The 17,980-nt window shown below is 51.0% G+C and carries 15 protein-coding genes; 11 read left to right on the top strand and 4 right to left on the bottom strand.

All coding sequences use genetic code 11. The features are described from left to right. Positions 1–28 precede the first annotated feature (28 nt). The 5 genes from H6G89_RS03975 to H6G89_RS03955 all read left to right on the top strand — a co-directional run bounded on the left by H6G89_RS03975 (position 29) and on the right by H6G89_RS03955 (position 5,735). Positions 29–970, top strand: coding sequence for an alpha/beta fold hydrolase (locus tag H6G89_RS03975; protein WP_190503985.1), 942 nt, complete (start codon positions 29–31; stop codon positions 968–970). Between the two features lie 45 nt (positions 971–1,015). Further along, positions 1,016–2,311 carry an HD domain-containing protein gene (locus tag H6G89_RS03970; RefSeq protein ID WP_190503984.1) on the top strand — a complete coding sequence of 432 codons (1,296 nt, stop codon included), beginning with the start codon at positions 1,016–1,018 and terminating at the stop codon, positions 2,309–2,311. A gap of 125 nt (positions 2,312–2,436) precedes the next feature. Continuing rightward, positions 2,437–4,575 (top strand): sensor histidine kinase, encoded by a 2,139-nt coding sequence (locus H6G89_RS03965; RefSeq protein ID WP_190503983.1) that lies wholly within the window; start codon positions 2,437–2,439, stop codon positions 4,573–4,575. Positions 4,576–4,904: 329 nt separating this feature from the next. Then, entirely contained in the window at positions 4,905–5,321 is a 417-nt protein-coding gene (locus H6G89_RS03960) for a response regulator (RefSeq protein ID WP_309229571.1), read from the top strand. A 30-nt stretch (positions 5,322–5,351) separates the two neighbouring features. Further along, positions 5,352–5,735 carry a response regulator gene (locus H6G89_RS03955; RefSeq protein ID WP_190503982.1) on the top strand — a complete coding sequence of 128 codons (384 nt, stop codon included), beginning with the start codon at positions 5,352–5,354 and terminating at the stop codon, positions 5,733–5,735. Between the two features lie 185 nt (positions 5,736–5,920). Here H6G89_RS03955 and ygfZ read toward each other — a convergent pair whose 3' ends face one another. Both ygfZ and H6G89_RS03945 read right to left on the bottom strand, forming a co-directional pair. Continuing rightward, the gene (ygfZ, locus tag H6G89_RS03950) at positions 5,921–6,931 is read right to left on the bottom strand and encodes a CAF17-like 4Fe-4S cluster assembly/insertion protein YgfZ (protein ID WP_199336518.1); all 1,011 of its coding nucleotides are present in this window, start codon (positions 6,929–6,931) and stop codon (positions 5,921–5,923) included. A 54-nt stretch (positions 6,932–6,985) separates the two neighbouring features. Continuing rightward, positions 6,986–8,155, bottom strand: a complete 1,170-nt coding sequence (locus H6G89_RS03945) for an adenylate/guanylate cyclase domain-containing protein (RefSeq protein ID WP_190503981.1) — start codon at positions 8,153–8,155, stop codon at positions 6,986–6,988. A gap of 296 nt (positions 8,156–8,451) precedes the next feature. Between H6G89_RS03945 and pgl the strand changes: the two genes are divergently transcribed. The 4 genes from pgl to H6G89_RS03925 all read left to right on the top strand — a co-directional run bounded on the left by pgl (position 8,452) and on the right by H6G89_RS03925 (position 12,717). Further along, a complete protein-coding gene (pgl, locus tag H6G89_RS03940; protein WP_190503980.1) occupies positions 8,452–9,183 on the top strand; it encodes a 6-phosphogluconolactonase in 732 nt (243 codons plus the stop codon). A 52-nt stretch (positions 9,184–9,235) separates the two neighbouring features. Next, positions 9,236–10,036, top strand: coding sequence for an FHA domain-containing protein (locus H6G89_RS03935; RefSeq protein WP_190503979.1), 801 nt, complete (start codon positions 9,236–9,238; stop codon positions 10,034–10,036). 177 nt (positions 10,037–10,213) lie between these two features. Continuing rightward, positions 10,214–11,671, top strand: a complete 1,458-nt coding sequence (locus H6G89_RS34840; protein WP_190503978.1) for a protein kinase domain-containing protein — start codon at positions 10,214–10,216, stop codon at positions 11,669–11,671. Positions 11,672–12,012: 341 nt separating this feature from the next. Continuing rightward, positions 12,013–12,717 (top strand): lecithin retinol acyltransferase family protein, encoded by a 705-nt coding sequence (locus H6G89_RS03925; RefSeq protein ID WP_190503977.1) that lies wholly within the window; start codon positions 12,013–12,015, stop codon positions 12,715–12,717. Positions 12,718–12,833: 116 nt separating this feature from the next. Here the strand turns inward: H6G89_RS03925 and rpe are convergent, their stop codons facing one another. Continuing rightward, positions 12,834–13,541, bottom strand: a complete 708-nt coding sequence (gene rpe, locus H6G89_RS03920) for a ribulose-phosphate 3-epimerase (RefSeq protein ID WP_190503976.1) — start codon at positions 13,539–13,541, stop codon at positions 12,834–12,836. A 138-nt stretch (positions 13,542–13,679) separates the two neighbouring features. Between rpe and H6G89_RS03915 the strand changes: the two genes are divergently transcribed. Together H6G89_RS03915 and H6G89_RS03910 are read left to right on the top strand one after the other, a co-directional pair. Further along, the gene (locus H6G89_RS03915) at positions 13,680–15,293 is read left to right on the top strand and encodes a S8 family serine peptidase (RefSeq protein ID WP_190503975.1); all 1,614 of its coding nucleotides are present in this window, start codon (positions 13,680–13,682) and stop codon (positions 15,291–15,293) included. A gap of 148 nt (positions 15,294–15,441) precedes the next feature. After that, positions 15,442–16,749 carry a serpin family protein gene (locus H6G89_RS03910; RefSeq protein ID WP_190503974.1) on the top strand — a complete coding sequence of 436 codons (1,308 nt, stop codon included), beginning with the start codon at positions 15,442–15,444 and terminating at the stop codon, positions 16,747–16,749. 61 nt (positions 16,750–16,810) lie between these two features. Here H6G89_RS03910 and H6G89_RS03905 read toward each other — a convergent pair whose 3' ends face one another. Then, positions 16,811–17,980 carry a cysteine desulfurase family protein gene (locus H6G89_RS03905; protein ID WP_190503973.1) on the bottom strand — a complete coding sequence of 390 codons (1,170 nt, stop codon included), beginning with the start codon at positions 17,978–17,980 and terminating at the stop codon, positions 16,811–16,813.

The raw sequence follows: 17,980 nt of genomic DNA, 5'->3' as shown, positions 1-17,980 counted from the left end.
TTGAGGCACTTCAAGTTAGGATAGAAATATGGTCAAAACCGTTGATGTCCTTGGGGTTCCTCACGCTTACGAACTGACCCCGGCAACCGACTCTCCAGTGACATTGGTATTTATTCACGGCTGGTTGCTGAGCCGTGAATATTGGCAACCCGTGATTCAGCAGTTAAGCCCTGCCTATCAGTGCTTATCCTATGACCTGCGCGGATTTGGAGACTCACAGCCCGTAGAGAAATATGGTTTATCACGACAACGTCTAAGCCAAGCTGCCATTGCAACTACCAACAGTCTTATCGCCACGGAAGTCTCCAGCGCAACGGCGATCGCCTCTCCGTCAGCAGACTATTCCCCAGCCGCTTACGCCAATGACCTTGCCTATCTGCTCAAAGCCCTTGGGTTAACTAATGTCTGGCTAATTGGGCATTCCCTGGGGGGCAGTATTGCGCTTTGGGCAGCCGATATGTTGCCAGACATTGTTAAAGGGGTTGTCTGTGTTAACTCTGGCGGTGGTATTTACTTAAAAGAAGAATTTGAACGGTTCCGCTCCGCAGGGGAGCAATTGGTTAAGCTGCGCCCACGTTGGCTTTGCTATTTGCCGCTGGTCGATCTGGTGATGACTCGCATGAATGTCGTGCGTCCACTGGCGCGTCAGTGGGGACGACAGCGACTCTTAGACCTGGTTGCAGCCCACCCAGAAGCTGCGTTAGGGACGTTATTAGACTCCACCACCGAAGAAGAAGTGCATCAACTCCCACAGGTTGTCTCTCGTCTCAAGCAACCTGTGTATTTTATTGCTGGGGCAGATGACACGATTATGGAATCTCAGTATGTGCGTCATCTTGCCAGTTTTCACCATTCGTTCCAGTTTTGTGCTGACAATGTGGTTGAAATCTCGGATTGTGGTCACCTAGCTATGGTAGAGCAACCAGAACGGGTGGCGGCTGAGATTGACACGCTGCTGCATAAGCACTGATGTATCAGTAAGACTTCAGCTGGGTTCTCAATTTCCCTACCTTCTATGGTTAATTCCCAGTTGCCCGGTTCTGGTCGAACCTATCACGATCCATTACATGGGGCGATCGCCCTGGATCGACACGACCCAATCGAGGCATTGTTGATTCAACTGATCGACACTCCGGCATTTCAGCGATTGCGGCGGATTCGTCAACTCGGACCTGCCAGTCTCACGTTTCATGGAGCAGAGGGGTCACGCTTTACCCATTCTCTGGGGGTGATGGCGATCGCTCGACGTGCCTTTGACCGCATTGCCCACCGTTATCCGCAACTCAAACCCCATCGGGCTACCGTTTTGTGTGCGGCGTTGTTGCACGACATCGGGCACGGTCCCTTTAGCCATACTTGCGAAGAAATTTTTGGCAGCCACCACGAACACTGGACAATCCGCATTCTTAGAGAGTCAAAACCTGTGCGATCGCGGTTGGATGCCTTTAGCCCCACGTTGCTCGACGAGATCGAACAGGTCTATCACAAACAACATCCCATTCCTCTGGTATGGCAGTTGGTGTCAAGCCAGTTGGATTGCGATCGCCTCGATTATTTGATGCGAGACAGCTATTTTACTGGGGCTTCCTACGGCAAGCTCGATCTCGATCGCATCATTCTGGCACTCGACTACGACCCCGTCAGCCAACAATTGGTGGTCGCCCGCAAAGGCATGGCTGCGATCGAGCACTACCTGATCGTGCGCTACTTCATGTATGCCCAAATCTACAATCACCCCAAAAATATTGCCGCTTCATGGTTGCTGGAGCAGGCATTTCAACGGGCACGAGAACTATTAGCCGAGGGCAGGTTAGTGGCGGACGACACCATGACGACCTGGCTGAAGGATGATTGTAATCTCCTCGATTTGACCGATTATCTCAATGCCGATGATGGGGTGTTTCTCTACCATCTGCAACGGTGGCAGCAACACGATGACCCACTGTTGGCGGATCTCTGTCGTCGTCTGGTCGATCGCGACCTGCTCAAAGCCCTGGATGTCACCCATCTGTCACCAGAGCAGCAACAAGACCTATTGCAGAAGGTTCAGCAGAGGTTTAGTCACAGCCCGAACCCCACCCACCCTTCTGACGCTGGCGATCGTTACGTTGGGTTGCGAACAACCTGGAGTCGGGGCTACACGCTTTATCATCGCGGTATCAAATTAAAAACGGAGACTGATCTGCGAGAAATTAGCGAATTGTCTCCTCTGGTGCAAACCTTAACCCAACCCTGGCAACGAACGTGGTTGCTGTATCCGCGTGATGTTGATCCGCTTCAGTTTGTAACGACTGGTTCAAACTCCGAGTAGGGATGGGAAACCTGACATCATCAAAACTGTATCTAAATCGGCTCTGTGCTATTTCGCCCTCAAGTACACATCCGTCTTCTGGAAATCGCCCCAAACTAAACGTTGTTTGTTCATTGCCAGAGCCCATGACAGCGAGAGAAGCATTCATTCAAGCCTCCCTCCTCAACCGAATGACCAATCGAATTCGGCAATCCCTTGAACTGACGGAAATTTTGTCAGCGACAGTGGCAGAGGTTCGCTCCTTTTTGCAGACCGATCGCATCAAGGTTTATCGATTTCAATCCGATGGCACCGGGCAAGTCATCGCCGAGTCGGTTCACGACCATCGGTTGCCTTCACTGTTGGGGTTGCACTTTCCAGCAACCGACATTCCCCCAGCGGCACGGGAACTGTTTATCAAAGCGCGACAGCGATCGATTGTCAGTGTACCCGATCAAATGATCACGCTAAACCGCTTGCCGGATGTGAAAACCACAGGGAGTCTTACCCTGGAAACGCTCCAACAGCATTCTTTGGCTGAGGTTCTGCAACGTCCAGTTGACCCCTGTCATGTTGAATATCTAACTGCGATGGGTGTGCAGTCCTCGTTAGTGGTGCCAATTTTGCACGGTCAGACCCTATGGGGTTTACTCGTCTCACACCACGCCCAACCCAAAACGTTTTCAGAAGCAGAATTACAAACGATGCAACTCCTGGCAGATCAGGTGTCAGTGGCGATCGCCCAATCCGACATCTTGAGCCAAACTCGCCACAGAGCCTATCGAGAGGGTCTGATTAATCAAGTGTCAACCCTGCTTCACATGCCGCTGCGGATACAGGATGTTTTGCAGATGGTGTTAGAGCGAATTGTACAGGCATCCCAGGCAGCAGGCGGGAGGCTCTATCTTAAGCTGAATGAAGCCGAAACCGAACATGAATTGTATACCTACGGCTCACAGCCCCAGTTACCGGATCAAGGCTTGCTCCTCGAAGAATATCCGCTTTGGCATGACATCATCACCTCTGAGCGACTCCCCTTTCAGACGATGGATGAGGTGGACACCTGGATAGATATGATGGTTGCGGACAGAAACAACTTAACTCTGCTGCACAATAGTCCTCATGCGGTGGAGGCGATCGCCGACCTCTATCAAGATCAGCGGTTGTATGATGTTGTGCCGCTGTTCCGTCCAACGACCATCCGCAGCATTCTCCTGATGCCCCTCCAACATAGGCACTTTTCGTTGGGATGCCTGACCATCTTTCGCAACGAAGTGGACACGAATATTGTCTGGGCAGGTCAACAGGATAGAGACTATCGAAGCGATCGGGTGCGGCTCTCGTTTGACGCTTGGTGTGAACTCAAGCGAGGTCAGCCCCAGGAATGGACAGCCGATGACATCGAACTGGTGCGATCGCTCGGCACTCACCTCACCCTGGCAGTCATGCAGAGACGGTTGTATCAGTGTGAACGCGAGCAACGGTTACTCGTTGAAATGCGCAATCAGGAGCTTCATAACGCCCGTGCCACTGCTGAGGAGGCAAGTCGCCTCAAGTCCAATTTCCTCTCGTCTACCAGCCATGAGTTACGTACACCTCTGGCATCCATGCTCAACTATTTGAAGCTGTTGAATGAGGGATTTTACAACGATGAGGAAGAACTCAAGGAATACATTCACATTGCCCATCGCTCAGCCGAAAATCTCGTCGCACTGATCAACGATGTGTTGGATATTGCCAAAGTCGAAGCTGGACGGATGCCTGTCACCATAGAGTCCGTTTCTCTACCCGATCTGTTGGCAGAGCAAGATATGCTATTTCGGGCGGAGAGCCGTCGTACGGGGATTTCTCTCGTGATCGAGTGTGAGGTGGGCAACATCTCCAGCGACCCCATCAAATTGCGACAAATTCTCACCAACCTGCTGTCTAACGCTTTCAAATTTACAGAACAGGGAGAGGTGCGGGTACGAGCAATTCAGAGCAACACCCCCTTAGAAACAAGCCAAAACCGCTCAGCGAATGGGGCGATCGCCCAACAACAGGTCATTAAAATCTCGGTCACTGACACAGGTATCGGAATCAACACCCAAAAACAGGAATCGCTCTTTGAGCCATTTGTTCAGGCAGATGGCTCAATTAAACGGCGTTATGGTGGTACAGGTTTGGGGCTAACTATTTGTAAGCGGTTAGTCGAGTTAATGGGTGGGCAAATCTGGTTAGACAGCCCCGGCAAAGGACAGGGCACCACAATTACGTTTACCTTACCAACCATTCCATTAATTTAATAGAACGGCTAACGGGCTAGCTGCTATTTCACCGCTTTGTTTCGGTAGAGTAAGTAAGATGTACTTCCCGACTGTCTGACTGAGCTATGGTAGTGATTCTTTTAACATGAGTCATTCTTAGTACAACTCTTCGTCAATAAGGGTGGGAATTTGGGGTGCAGGGGTAGAACCCCTGACTGGGGGCACAGCCCCCTGGTTTTATTTTCAAACCCTATCTGGGAACAGCAGTACTTAGCTTGAACTGTCAGTGATTCGACAGATAACACCGTTTAATGAAAACAAATCACTAATCCTCCTTCAAAGTAATCTACAGAGGCTTGGAACTTCAAGTGAAATCGCAACTGAATATCCTTCTTGTAGACGACGATTATTTATTAGCAAAAGGAACTGCCAAACTGATTCAACGGTTGGGTGGTCATCAGGTCGATATTGCAGATGAACCAGCCGAAATTTTTAAGTATTGTCAGGCTGGAAAGGTCGATCTTGTACTGATGGATGTCAATTTACCAGGAGCAGAATGGGAAAATCATGAAGTGAGTGGAGCAGATCTAGCCCGATTCTTAAAAAGTGACCCCAAAACAGCCCATATTCCTATTATTTTGATCACTGCTTATGCCATGCTTGCAGAACGAGAAACACTCTTATCAACGTCTCAAGCGGATGATTTTTTTGCAAAACCCATAACAGATTATCAAAAGCTTTTGGATGCGATCGCCCGGTTACACAATCGCAATCAAATGTCTTGATTTTTTACTATTAGGAAAAAGGCAAATAATGTGTATAAAGTTGCAGTCGTTGATGACGACGAAAATTGGTGTTTATCTATTCAGCGATTTCTCAAACAAGAATTTGATATCACGATTTTCACCACCGTTTCTGAGTTATTAGACCATCACCAAACTTACGACTTAGTCCTGATTGACTTTACGATCTTACCCTCTAGTGAATATGAAACTGTGATGAATGGTTGTGAGCTGATTCATCACTTAAAAACAACAAGACAACCCCCACCTCTGGCAATTTTAGTCTCAGGGTTTATCAGTCGCCGCGACCTGGGAGAAGGAATGCAACTCTGCCCCAATGCAGATGCATTTTTAGCAAAAGATGCTGGATTGGAGACAACTCTCCAACTCGTCAAACGGCTTTTGTTGAGTCAATAGAATTGATAGTAAGTAGCTTGGCGTAATTAAACGTCAGATAGAGGAGGGGGATATATCCCCCTTCTTGGGGGCAACGCCCCAACCCCCCTTTCCTACACTTATTTACAACCACCTACTTAATTTTCATTGTGGCTGTAGCTAAATTCGACAGGGCGGAGGCGAGTCGCAAGAGTGACCGAAGAGGGTTACAAATACTCATGGCTGACAAAGGGCAGAGAGACTAACTCTCCCTGACTCGATCCAATCTGCACTTTGAGGTCAGGAGCAACCGCTTTGGTACGAATGTAAGCCAGTCCGATGATTCCCTGGTCGGTGTTAGTACAACTCGTTAAAACGCCCACTTTTTCATCACCTGCCATGATTGCGCTGCCAGTTTCGGCAGGAGCACTGAGGCGAACCCCCCACAATTGTTGTTTGACTCCACGATAGGTATGCAAACGGGCGATCGTCTCTTGCCCGATATAACAGCCTTTGCTCAATGAAATGGTATGCCACAGCCCCGCTTCCAACGGGTTAAAGTCCTCGGTTAGCTCATGGTCAGGCAATGGACGACCCTGTTCAATCCGGAGTTGCTCCCAGAGGGTGTTGCTCATGGGCACAACTCCCATTTCCGTCAGCACCTGCCACAAAGCTGGGGCATCCGTTGCTGATGTTAAAAGCGTGTAGCCCGGTGTTGTCAATCCACTGCCAACCGCCACACGAGCCTCAATGCCGTTGATCGAGTAGATGGCATGACTGGCGTAAGGTTTACCGACCATGTCCCCTGCCCCCAGCTTTTCTAAGAGCGCATCGCTTCTAGTTCCCAACAGACTGAAGGTTGCGGTGCTGTCGGTGAGGTCTTTGATTGCCACCTTATCGGCAAAGAAAATGAACCGATCCATCCACTCCATTAAGTAGGTGCGGCGGTTGGGTGAGACGAGCAGCAAGACCGCATTATCTGTAACGTAAGCCGTGACGAGGTCGATCGTGCGCCCAGTGGAGGTGACAAAAACGGTGTCACACCCCTGCCCCGGTTGCAAACTGTTGAAGTTGTTGGTGGTTTGATTGTGCAGATAGCGCAACCGATCAGCATCAGAGACTTGCAGCCGTCCCCAGTGGGAGCGATCGCCCACTGCCACCCCCGATCGCACTGCCTCGCGTGCTGCTGTGTCATTCGTTGCCGTCACTCCGTTGGCACCCCCATCAACCATACCCATCGCTCCAATTCCTGGTGTAAAACTGTTTACCTGATAGTTTCATCATCGCTTGATTTAGGTCGGCTCGACCCGCTGAGCCGAGTTATCGATCGCATTTGGAAAAATGTAGTGAACCATCACAGGAGCATCTAGCCCCTTGAGCAATAGATCGCGGCGTTGCCAGGTGCAGTCTCTTAAGGTGTCGGCGACCGATCGATCATTGACCAGGGCATCGGTGATGGCGATCGCATTGCCTGTACTGGTCGCCTGTACCCGTGCGGCTGTGTTAACCGTGATCCCAAAATAATCGGGGCGATCGTTTAGCGTCACACAAATGCACGGACCCACATCAATTCCCACTTTGAGAATTAGATGATCTTCGGGGGGCAATGCCAGGTCTTGGTTGAGGATGGCGAGTTTGCGGTGCATGGCGATCGCCGCCTGTAACGCATCAGCAGGGTTTGTAAAAGCCCCCATGACCGCATCACCAATGGTTTTGACCACGACCCCATTGTTCTCATCTACCAGTTGGAACAGTAAATTAAAGTGTTGGCGCACTAAATCAAAGGCACGCGCATCTCCTCGACGACTGTAGAGGGCTGTAGACCCAGTCAAATCAGTAAACAAAATGGCGACTCGGCGAATCTGTAGGCTCTCACTGGGGGGCAGTGTCTCGCGTGGGAACAAATCTCGAAAGGTTTGCAGCGTTAACATTCGATGCCCCGACACCACACCGTACCGCCGATCCATCCGGGCTCGAAAGTCTGGATCATCCGTATTGGGTTCCAGCTTTCGTAGTCGCTCATCCAGGCTAAAGGTGATGCGCACCTGCTCATCAGCGTCGGTTGTGTGGATGCTGTGGCAAACCGGGCAGGTGTGCAACGTCTGCAAGTCGTGGAGGTGTTTGGGGCGAAAGTCGATCGACTGGCAGATAGGGCACTGAATCTCCCAATTCAAGGTGAAGATACCCTCTTTTAAGCCCATCACCAAAATCCCCAGCATCTCGCGCTCAGGGAGTTGCAAGTGAGTTGCCATCAGTCGGGGATTAAAGCGATAGAGTTCGCGCCCATCATGCTCATCCAAAATGGTGACCAGCCTCTCCCGAACCAAGGAACTCACCCCGTAGGGTTCGAGTGCGGCTACAGCTTCGGTAATGTGTCGGCGTTGTCTATACAGTTTCAGCACTGCCTGTTGCTCCCCCATGTGAATTGACTCTGGTAGCGCACCCCGATCCAAAAGGGTCAATTCTTAAAAGGCGGTTAGGAAGGGCTTGATATTTTACGTTTTGCTCCAATTCAATCCCTTACCTGTGGCTTTCCTCCTTAAGTTAAAGAAAGTCGAAGACTTTCAGCCAGCTACTTAAACCCAAGGGTTTAACCCAAAAGTAATTCCATTATTCTATAGCAACCGTTATAGCCAGACCGAGACAGGTTTTCGCCTGCGATGTCTGTTGCAATTCTCAATTATTCCTTATGGTTTTGCTGAATCCATAAGCAGATACACTTCAACATGTAGACCCTGGTGGAGTTGATGAAGCAACCATGAGTAGAACGGTTGAGGTCTTGCCCGATCTGGGAGCACTCGTGCAACGATCGCTCTCGATTGTGTTGGAGCAAATGCAACAGGCAGTCGCCGAACGCGACATCTTTACCATTGCCCTGGCGGGTGGCAACACGCCAAAACCGTTATACGAGGCGATCGCTCAAGAGAATTTGCCGTGGGATAAAATCCATGTGTTTTGGGGCGATGAGCGGTACGTACCCCCCGACCACCCCGACAGCAATCAGGGCATGGCGCGTCGAGCCTGGTTAGATCGCGTCCCCATCCCAGCCAGCAACATTCACCCCATCGCGACGGATGCCGCTGATCCGGCGATCGCCGCTCAAACCCACGAACAACTGCTGCAAGATTTCTTCCCCAGTCAGGTGAGTGAGTTTCCTTCTCTAGATGTGGTGCTGCTGGGGATTGGCGACGATGGGCACACCGCCTCTCTTTTTCCCCATACGGAAGCCTTGCAAGTGAGCGATCGCCTGGTTACGGTGGGCAACAAGTCAGGAGAACCTCGCATTACCTTTACCGCCCCTTTTATTAACCACGCTCGTTGTGTCATCTTTATGGTCACTGGGGCAAACAAGCAAATAGCCCTGAGCCATATTCTGGCTCCGACTGGGGATTCATCTACCTATCCAGCCCGCTTGATCCAACCCCAAGGTCAGCTGTGGTGGTTGTTAGACCAGGCAGCAGGCGAACAAATCAATGATTTCGTCCCTTAATTGGCTATGATTGAGCGATAGAAGGGATTACGGCGTTACAAGAGAGAAAGGCATGATTGTCTGTCCTAATTGCACTCACCAAAACCCAGATGGGGCAGTTCAGTGTGAAGCATGTTATACACCCCTGCCCGCAATGATCAACTGTCCGAATTGCAATGCTGCGGTTCAGGCAGACGCGAGTTTCTGTGGTCAATGCGGCTTTAACCTCCAGGCGGCGGCTAGTAAATCGGCATACGAAGAGGCGTCGGCTCCAGCCGCAACGATCGCCCCTGATTTTGATATTCCTGACCTGTTACCTCCTGAGCCCCTGATTGCCCCTGATCCATTGGTGGCTGAGGTCAGTCCAACCAAACCAGTCGGTGAGGCAACTCCACCTGAGATGCCACCTGAGCCAGCGGCTCCACCCCCAGCCCCAATTCCCAATGTGCCTCCACCCGTGCCGCCAACCATTGCCCAACCTGCTCCTCCCATGGCGGTTCCCCCGGCAGAAGTCACTCCCAGATACAGTGCGACTCAAATTCAAGTTCAGACGGCTCGACTGCTACACGTTCAAACGAATACGATGATCGAGCTTCCTCCCAATCTACCTGTCATCCACATTGGCAAGCCCAACGATCGCATTCCTCCCGATATTGATGTGTCTGGGTTCCCCAACTCTGAGATTGTTTCTCGGATTCATGCCGATATTCGCGCCGATGCGGATGCATTTTATGTTGAGGATGTAGGTAGCTCAAATGGCACCTATATCAACAACATTCCATTGCCAATGGGCAATCGTCATCGTCTGCGACCGGGCGATCGCATCGCGCTTGGCAAAGGAGATAAAGTAACATTTCTATTTCAACTGTCTTAGGTGCGATCGGCGCAAGATAGTGAAGTAGATCAGGTGCTGACTCGATCGAGTTGAGGACTAAGGTAATGCACAAAGTTTTCAATGCGATTTGAGAAAAGCAGCATAGGATATATAAGAGCTTGATATATCCAGATCTTTGCTCGAATAACTCTGGACTCCATTTCCTACAGCTTCAGTGTGATTACTCTGTCACTTCTGCATCCTATTAAACAGATCCCAGTTCAGGTTTGGACGTTTCCAAACGAGACAACCATTCGTATTGGTCGTTCCACCGACAATCAAGTCATTCTCTACAGTGCAGTGGTGTCTCGACATCACGTTGAGCTGCGACGGGTAGGAGCCAACTGGGAAATCGTCAATCTCGGCACCAACGGCACCTATTTGGATGGCAAGCGGATTACCCAAGTCCCGGTCAAAGATGGCTCCATTATTCGGTTGGCGCGATCGGGTCCAAACATTCAGATCCGCATCGGCGAAGAGGCACTCAAAGATTCTTCCAAACAGTTGGAAAGTGAGCGCACTCTGAGCCAGGGACCCAATTACCCCATTACCTCCACTGAAATCATGGAGCGTAATTTGGAAGACGACGTGATTGAGCCTGACTCCGACAGTGATGGCGATACCTCCATTCCAACAGGCATCCCAGCGGGCACAATTCCAGTTCCGCCCCATCTACAATTGCCAACCCATAACACGACGGGCATTCCAGATAGCCCCAGCCCAGATCCAACCCCTATTGCCCTTGCCGTAAAACCTAATCCCGCTCCCAGGACGGCTCCTCTATCAATTGCGACAACCTGTAGCCATCCTCGCGGTGGCTATTTATTTTGTGTGGATTGTGGACAACCACTCCAGGTGTTACAGGTCGTTGAAAATTATCAGATCCTACAAGTGCTGGGACAGGGAGATATCGGCATCACCTACCAGGCTTGGCGTGGCGGACAAAACCTGGCGTTGAAAACCTTAAACACCGATTGGGTCAATAATGTAAAGGCACGAGAAGCCTTGGAATGTGAGGCAGACATTCTACGGGGCTTAAACCATCCCAAAATTCCCCATGTGGTTGATTTTTTTGTCTCTGCCAATCAACCCTATTGTGTCATGGAACTGATGCCGGGGCAGAGTCTCGCCCAAACGGTGACTGTAGAAGGGGCCATTACCCAGGAGCAAGCGATCGCCTGGATGATTGAGCTGTGTAAAATCCTGGACTATTTGCACAGCTTTACTCCACCAATTCTGCACCGAGGCATCAAACCCAACGCCCTGATTCGCCAGAGTTTGCCCCATGCTCCAGATGCGATCGCTCTGGTTGACTTTGGAGCCATCAAAACGCTCGCTTTAGGAAACGACCCCCGCGCTGGGTTTACGGGCTATACCGCTCCTGAACAACTGGATATGAACGCCACTCCCGCTACTGACCTCTACGCCATCGGTCCGTTGCTGGCTTATCTTTTGACTGGACAAAACCCAATTACGTTTTACGGCGATCGCGATCAGGGATACCGCCTCTACGCTGACACCATCCCCAACATTTCGCCCCAGCTTGCCGAGATTATTCAAACTCTGACCCATCCGCAACCAGACGAACGCTACCCTTCCGCAAAAGTACTCGTTGACGCATTGCACCAGGTTTAATCTGTCAATGGTTAATGGTTAATGGTCAATGGTTGATGGTTAATGGTCAATGGTTGATGGTTAATGGTTGATGGTTGATGGTCGATCCAGGCTAAATGACTACTAGCCACTGACTACTGACTACTAACTATTGACCCCTGACTATTGACTATTGACTATTGACTACTAGCCACTGACTACTGACTACTAACTATTGACCCCTGACTATTGACTATTGACTACTAACTATTGACCCCTGACTATTGACTATTGACTATTGACTATTGACTACTAACTATTGACCCCTGACTACAGGCATCAATCCCCTTCATTAGCTCCCTCCTCATTCCCCACTCCCACCTATGGCACGCGGTGATCAAATTTATGTCATGCGCCCTTTTCTTGGGTTGAATGGTGTCTACGAACACCATGGCATCGACTGTGGAGATGGTACAGTAATCCATTACAGTAAAGCCGAAGATATTGCAACCGTCCGGCGGACGTCCTATTCCGCTTTTTCGATGGGCAATCCGGTTTATATCAAGCGTTACGCCACTCACGCGATCGCCGATGTGGTGATACAACGGGCCGAAAGCCGGGTCGGAGAACAGCAATATAATCTGGTTTCAAACAACTGTGAACACTTCGCAACGTGGTGCAAAACGGGCATTAACAGGAGTGAGCAAGTGGAAGCCTACGGTCTCAGCAGTCTTGGTATCGATGTGTTTGATTCCAATCAGTTGGTAGAGGAAGCCGCTCGGACAGGGCGAGTTGATCAGGCGATCGCCCTGTTTCAACAAGCACACCAAAACATTACAACCGCCGAGGCACAACTCCTGGTGCAATACAATCGGGCACAGACCGAGGTGAATAACTGGCACCGAGTAGCCCTCGCAGCCATGAAGCGACGGGAAGAGCACCTGGCGCGATCGGCTCTTGAGCGCAAAGTAAAATTCAAACGCAAGGCCGCTGAACTCAAGACTCGGTTGGATGAACTGGCGACGATGCGCGAAAACCTTAACCGCAACAATACGATCTTAGAACAGCGGCAAAAGGGATATTTGTAGAAGAGTCAATGGTCAATGGTCAATGGTCAACAGTCAATAGCTAATCGTCAGTAGTCTATTGTGAGAAGCATTAGACTATTGACGATTAACCATTAACTATTGACTACCAACCCTTTCTAGGCTGTTACCAACTCAGGTTGAGGACGCTTGCTATTACGGATACCCGCGATCGCCTCTGCATAATCTTTGGCTTTGAACACTGCTGAGCCTGCAACCACTGCATTAGCACCCGCCTCAAGTACTTGCCAGGTGTTGTTGCCTTTCAGGCCACCATCGACCTCGATCCAGGGATCCAATCCTCGTTCGTCGCAGATCTGACGGAGCTTTTGGATCTTGGGCAACACCGCAGGAATAAAGCTTTGACCTCCAAAACCGGGGTTGACACTCATGATCAACACCAGGTCGCAGACTTCCAGAACATATTCAATCAGTTCCAACGGGGTGGAGGGGTTCAACACAACACCTGCCTGCTTACCTAACTCTTTGATTTGACAGAGAGTGCGGTGCAGATGGGGGGACGCATTGTGCTCTGCGTGAACGGAGATGATATCTGCTCCGGCTTTCGCAAAGTCTTCTACATACTTTTCAGGTTCGACGATCATCAAGTGGACGTCGAGTGGTTTTTGAGTAACAGGACGAATCGCTTCGACAATCAGGGGACCAATCGTTATATTGGGTACAAATCGACCATCCATAACATCCACATGGATCCAATCTGCACCAGCTTGATCAACCGCCCTGATCTCTTCCCCCAGGCGACTAAAATCTGCTGATAGGATGGATGGGGCAACAACGGTTTGTTTTCGAGATGCGGTAGTGATCATATAACTTAAAGTCCTTCCTGCTGCGTCCGGTCACGTAACTTAGTTTAACAAAACTTGTTACCTGCCCCTCGGTTTGATCCCCGATAACCCAGAAATTTATCAGAAATTTATCTGACTCTCAGTTTGGAGATTACCTTCATGGCTCAATGGCGAACGGCAAAACGGTTAGCATGGTTCGTTGGAGGAATCGCTGCCTCCCTGGCAAGTGCCCCAGTCTTGGCTTCTGTCTCATCGATCGGAGAAGGAGGCATTGATGCCCTTAGACTCCGCGCTGCTCCTTTTAACTTGACGGGTGCCAAAATCGCGATTGGTCAAGTCGAAATTGGTCGTCCTGCCCAATTTGGTTTAGACAAGGCAGGAGCAACCAATTTAGATGTTGTCGTCGGACGGCTGTTTCACCAAGATGCTTTAGCACGCGCCAATGATTTTGTAGACGGTCATGCGGCTAACGTTGCCAGTGTCATGATCAGCCAGGACAAAGAGGTGTCAGGCGTTGCACCCAGTGCTCGGCTCTATTCCTCAGCGGTTGGGTTTATTCGTCGTAGTGGTCAACCGCAGGAGTGCCTCGCGTCTCAAACGGTTGCTCTGCAAAATGGGGGCGATGTCCGGGCAACCAACTTTAGTTTTGGCGAATCGCTGCTGCAAGATCCTCGTCCCGATGCGGTTTTGGATGGCAATGCGCTGTTGACGCAGTGTGTAGACTGGTCAGCCCAGATTCATGATGTGCTGTATGTGATTGCTGGTAACCAGGGTAGAGGCGGTATTCCTATCCCCACAGACAACTTCAATGGTATTACCGTCGCAAACTCGACTCAGGTCGATGGAGTATTTCGCAAAGTTGATTTCTCCAACTTGGGCAGTGAACCTACTATTGTTGTGGGGCGATCGCCCGATTCCGAGAGTAATGTAGGTCCACGCCGCTCCGTGAGCCTGGTTGCCCCCGGCACTAATATTGAAATGTTGAACCCCGATGGCAGTCCGACTCGCGCCACAGGCACCAGTTTCTCAGCTCCCCATGTCACAGCAACCGTGGCATTGATTCAGGAGTATGGCGATCGCCAGATTCGGGAACGCCAACCTCGCTGGGGACTGGATGCCCGTCGCCATCAGGTGACAAAAGTAGTGTTAATGAACTCGGCAGATAAGATTCAAGACCGGGGTGACGGATTACTGCTGGGTATGAGCCGGACACTGGTCGATCAAGCCAATACCAACTGGTTAGAGTCAGATGCCTATCGTGATCCCAAGATTCCGCTCCATGCTGAGTTAGGGACGGGTCACCTCAATGCCTATCGGGCTATTCAGCAGTTTAGCCCTGGGCAGTGGAGTTCCGATGCCCCTGTACCCGCGATCGGTTGGGACTACAGCTCTGTCTCGGAAGGTGATGGCGCGACCTCTTACCGTGATTACGTTATCGAGCAACCCTTGCAGGGAGAGAGTTTTGTATCGGTTACACTGGCGTGGAATCGTCCAGTTGAGCTACAGGATGCCAATGGAAATGGTCAATACGACATTGGCGAAACCTTCACCGAGCAAGGGCTCAATAACCTCGACATTTACTTGATGCGAGCCGAAGACACGGACGTTGCAGATAGTATCTGGTCGTCGGTAAGTGAGGTCGATAGCGTTGAGCATATCTTCCGGCAGGTGCCTGAAACAGGACGCTATAAGATCCGGGTGGTGTATCGCGATCGCGTGAATGACGCAACCCAAAACTATGCCATTGCCTGGTGGGCGATGCCTGCTCGGTAATGGTGGCAAAGGCAGAAGCGGGCGGAGGAAGGGGTTTCTTTTCCCATCTGCTTCTGCCGCTCTATTTCCAATCCTTTATATTTCGCCTCCTGATCTAGAGATGTAGCAATGGAAACCCTTAAACTAAAGTGCGTTGTGGAACACATCTATGGGTCAGGCTATTTTTGCCAAGGTTGTTTTAATCAAAGTTAGTCGGATTGTTGTACTGACGATCGCGGTATTGAGTTCACTGGCAGGTGTGCCTGTAGAAGCGACTGAAACCAGAGGCGATCGCCCCGCAGTCCGACCATTGCCAGAGCAACCCCAACGGCTCGCCCAGTACTCCTATCCTATGGTTGACTCTGACCTGATAGATGCAAACACCCGCTTCAGCTTCAAGCTGTTTTCAGAACTGATTCGGCAAAATGGCGTTGGGAACGTGACTGTTTCACCCAGCAGTGTGGCGATCGCCCTGAGCATGACCTACAACGGGGCAAACGCAGAGACACAGCGGGCAATGGCACAAACCCTGGAGTTTCGGGGGATGAGCTTGCAGGAGGTCAATCGAGCCAATGCGGCTCTGCGACAAAGCCTGGATTCAGCTGACCCTGACGTACAACTGGCGATCGCCAATTCCCTATGGTGTCGCGAGGGGATCACGTTTAACGCCGACTTTTTACGCTACAACCGGGAGTCTTATCAGGCAGAAGTTACCAGTCTCAACTTTGCCAGTCCCAGTGCCCTCTCAACAATCAACAGTTGGGTCAATCGCAACACTCAGGGCAGAATTCCTGAAATTTTGAGCCGCATCGATCGCGATGCACTATTATTTCTGATTAACGCTATTTACTTTAAGGGTAATTGGACAAGAGCATTCGATCGCAGTGCGACGGTTGATCGTCCCTTCTATCTGTCCAATGGCACCACAAAACCACATCCCCTGATGAGCCAGCGAGGCTCCTACCTTTACCTGGAGACGGCTCAGTTTCAAGCCATTAGCCTGCCCTATGGCAATGAACGGTTTAGCATGTATGTGTTTTTGCCCCGCAGTAGCTCAACCCTCACGGCTTTTGTGCAAACCCTCACCGCCGACAACTGGACAGAGTGGAATTATCAATTTGCGAGCCAGAATGGTTCTCTTCAGTTGCCTCGCTTTAAGCTGAACTATGGCATCGAGTTAAGTGATGTGCTTAAAGCGATCGGCATGGCAAATGCCTTCGATCCCTCCAGAGCCGACTTTTCGGGGATCAGTAACCAGCGCACGGCGATTAGCTTTGTGCAACACAAAACCTTTATCGAAGTCAATGAGGAAGGCACTGAAGCAGCCGCATCGACAGCCGTTGGCATTTCCCGCTCCGCTGCTCCAACCCGTCCTCCGTTTGAGATGATTGTCGATCGCCCCTTCTTCTACGCCATTCAGGACAACGAAACGGGGCAGATCTTGTTCATGGGAACCGTTGTTGATCCCCAGGCTTGATTTTAGAGAGGCAGAGGGTTACAGGGCAGAGACGCCATTAATCGTGTTTCTGCTTTATTCATTAACACTCTGCACACAAAGTCATCGATGGCACAAGTCGCTCAATAATTTGTTTGAGCACCATGGCGGTCCAGTCGATATCCGCCTCAGTCGTGTGTCGTCCCAGGGTTAGCCGAATGCCACTTTTAGCGGCGCGATCGCCATATCCCATTGCCGTCAAAATGGGGCTAGGGGACAATTTGCCGCTATGACAGGCAGACCCGGCACTGATGGCAATACCTGCCAGATTCATCTGGCGCACCAGGGTTTTGCCACTAAGGCGATCGCCATCTGCACAGCGCAACACAAAGCTGACATGATGAGGCAAACGATGCAGGCGATCGCCCGTCACACTCAGATCAGACACATCGGCTAACTGGTCAAATAAGCGATCGCGCAGTTGGATTAGGCGGGGTGTTTCGGTTGCCATTTCTTGTAGGGCGAGAGAGGCAGCGACCCCAAATCCGGCGATCGCAGGAAGTGCCTGTGTACCCGATCGCAATTTGAATTCCTGTCCACCACCACCCAGTAATGGCACCAATTCAACACCAGGACGAACATAGAGCGCGCCTGCACCTTGGGGTCCATAAATTTTGTGGCTGGATAGGGAGAGCAGATCCACAGGCAACTGCTGCACATCGATCGACACTCGACCCGCCACCTGCACCGCATCGGTATGAAAGAGGGCACCGTGATGACGCACCACCTGCCCCAGTGCCTCAACTGGTTGTAACGTTCCTACCTCGCTCTGTCCGTAAATCACAGACACTAACACCGTATTGGGGCGCAAAGCCGCTTGCAGATCAGCGGGATCGACCCGTCCCTGAGCGTTCACGGGCAGGCGGGTGATGTGCCATCCCCACTGTTCTAACAAACGGGCTGGCTCTGACACAGCGGAATGCTCAACACTAGAAATGATCAAATGTTGTGGCGTGCGATAGCGTTGAGCCACTCCCAAAATTGCCAAATTATCGGCTTCGGTGCCTCCAGCCGTAAAAACCATCGACTCTGGAACAGCGTTAATTAGCCCTGCCACCTGGACACGAGCCTGCTCCAACACTGTGGCAGCTCGATTGCCCCACTGATGCAAACTCGACGGATTACCCCACTGCTCAGTCAGCACCTGCTGCATCACAGCGATCGCCTCTGGGCGAGGGGGGGTTGTAGCACTGTAGTCCAGATAAATCTGCAT

Origin of the sequence: Oscillatoria sp. FACHB-1407, assembly GCF_014697545.1 — a bacterium.
GTDB lineage: Bacteria > Cyanobacteriota > Cyanobacteriia > Elainellales > Elainellaceae > FACHB-1407.
The sequence above is the reverse complement of the archived record's forward strand: the minus strand, read 5'-3'. Positions and strand labels throughout refer to the sequence as shown.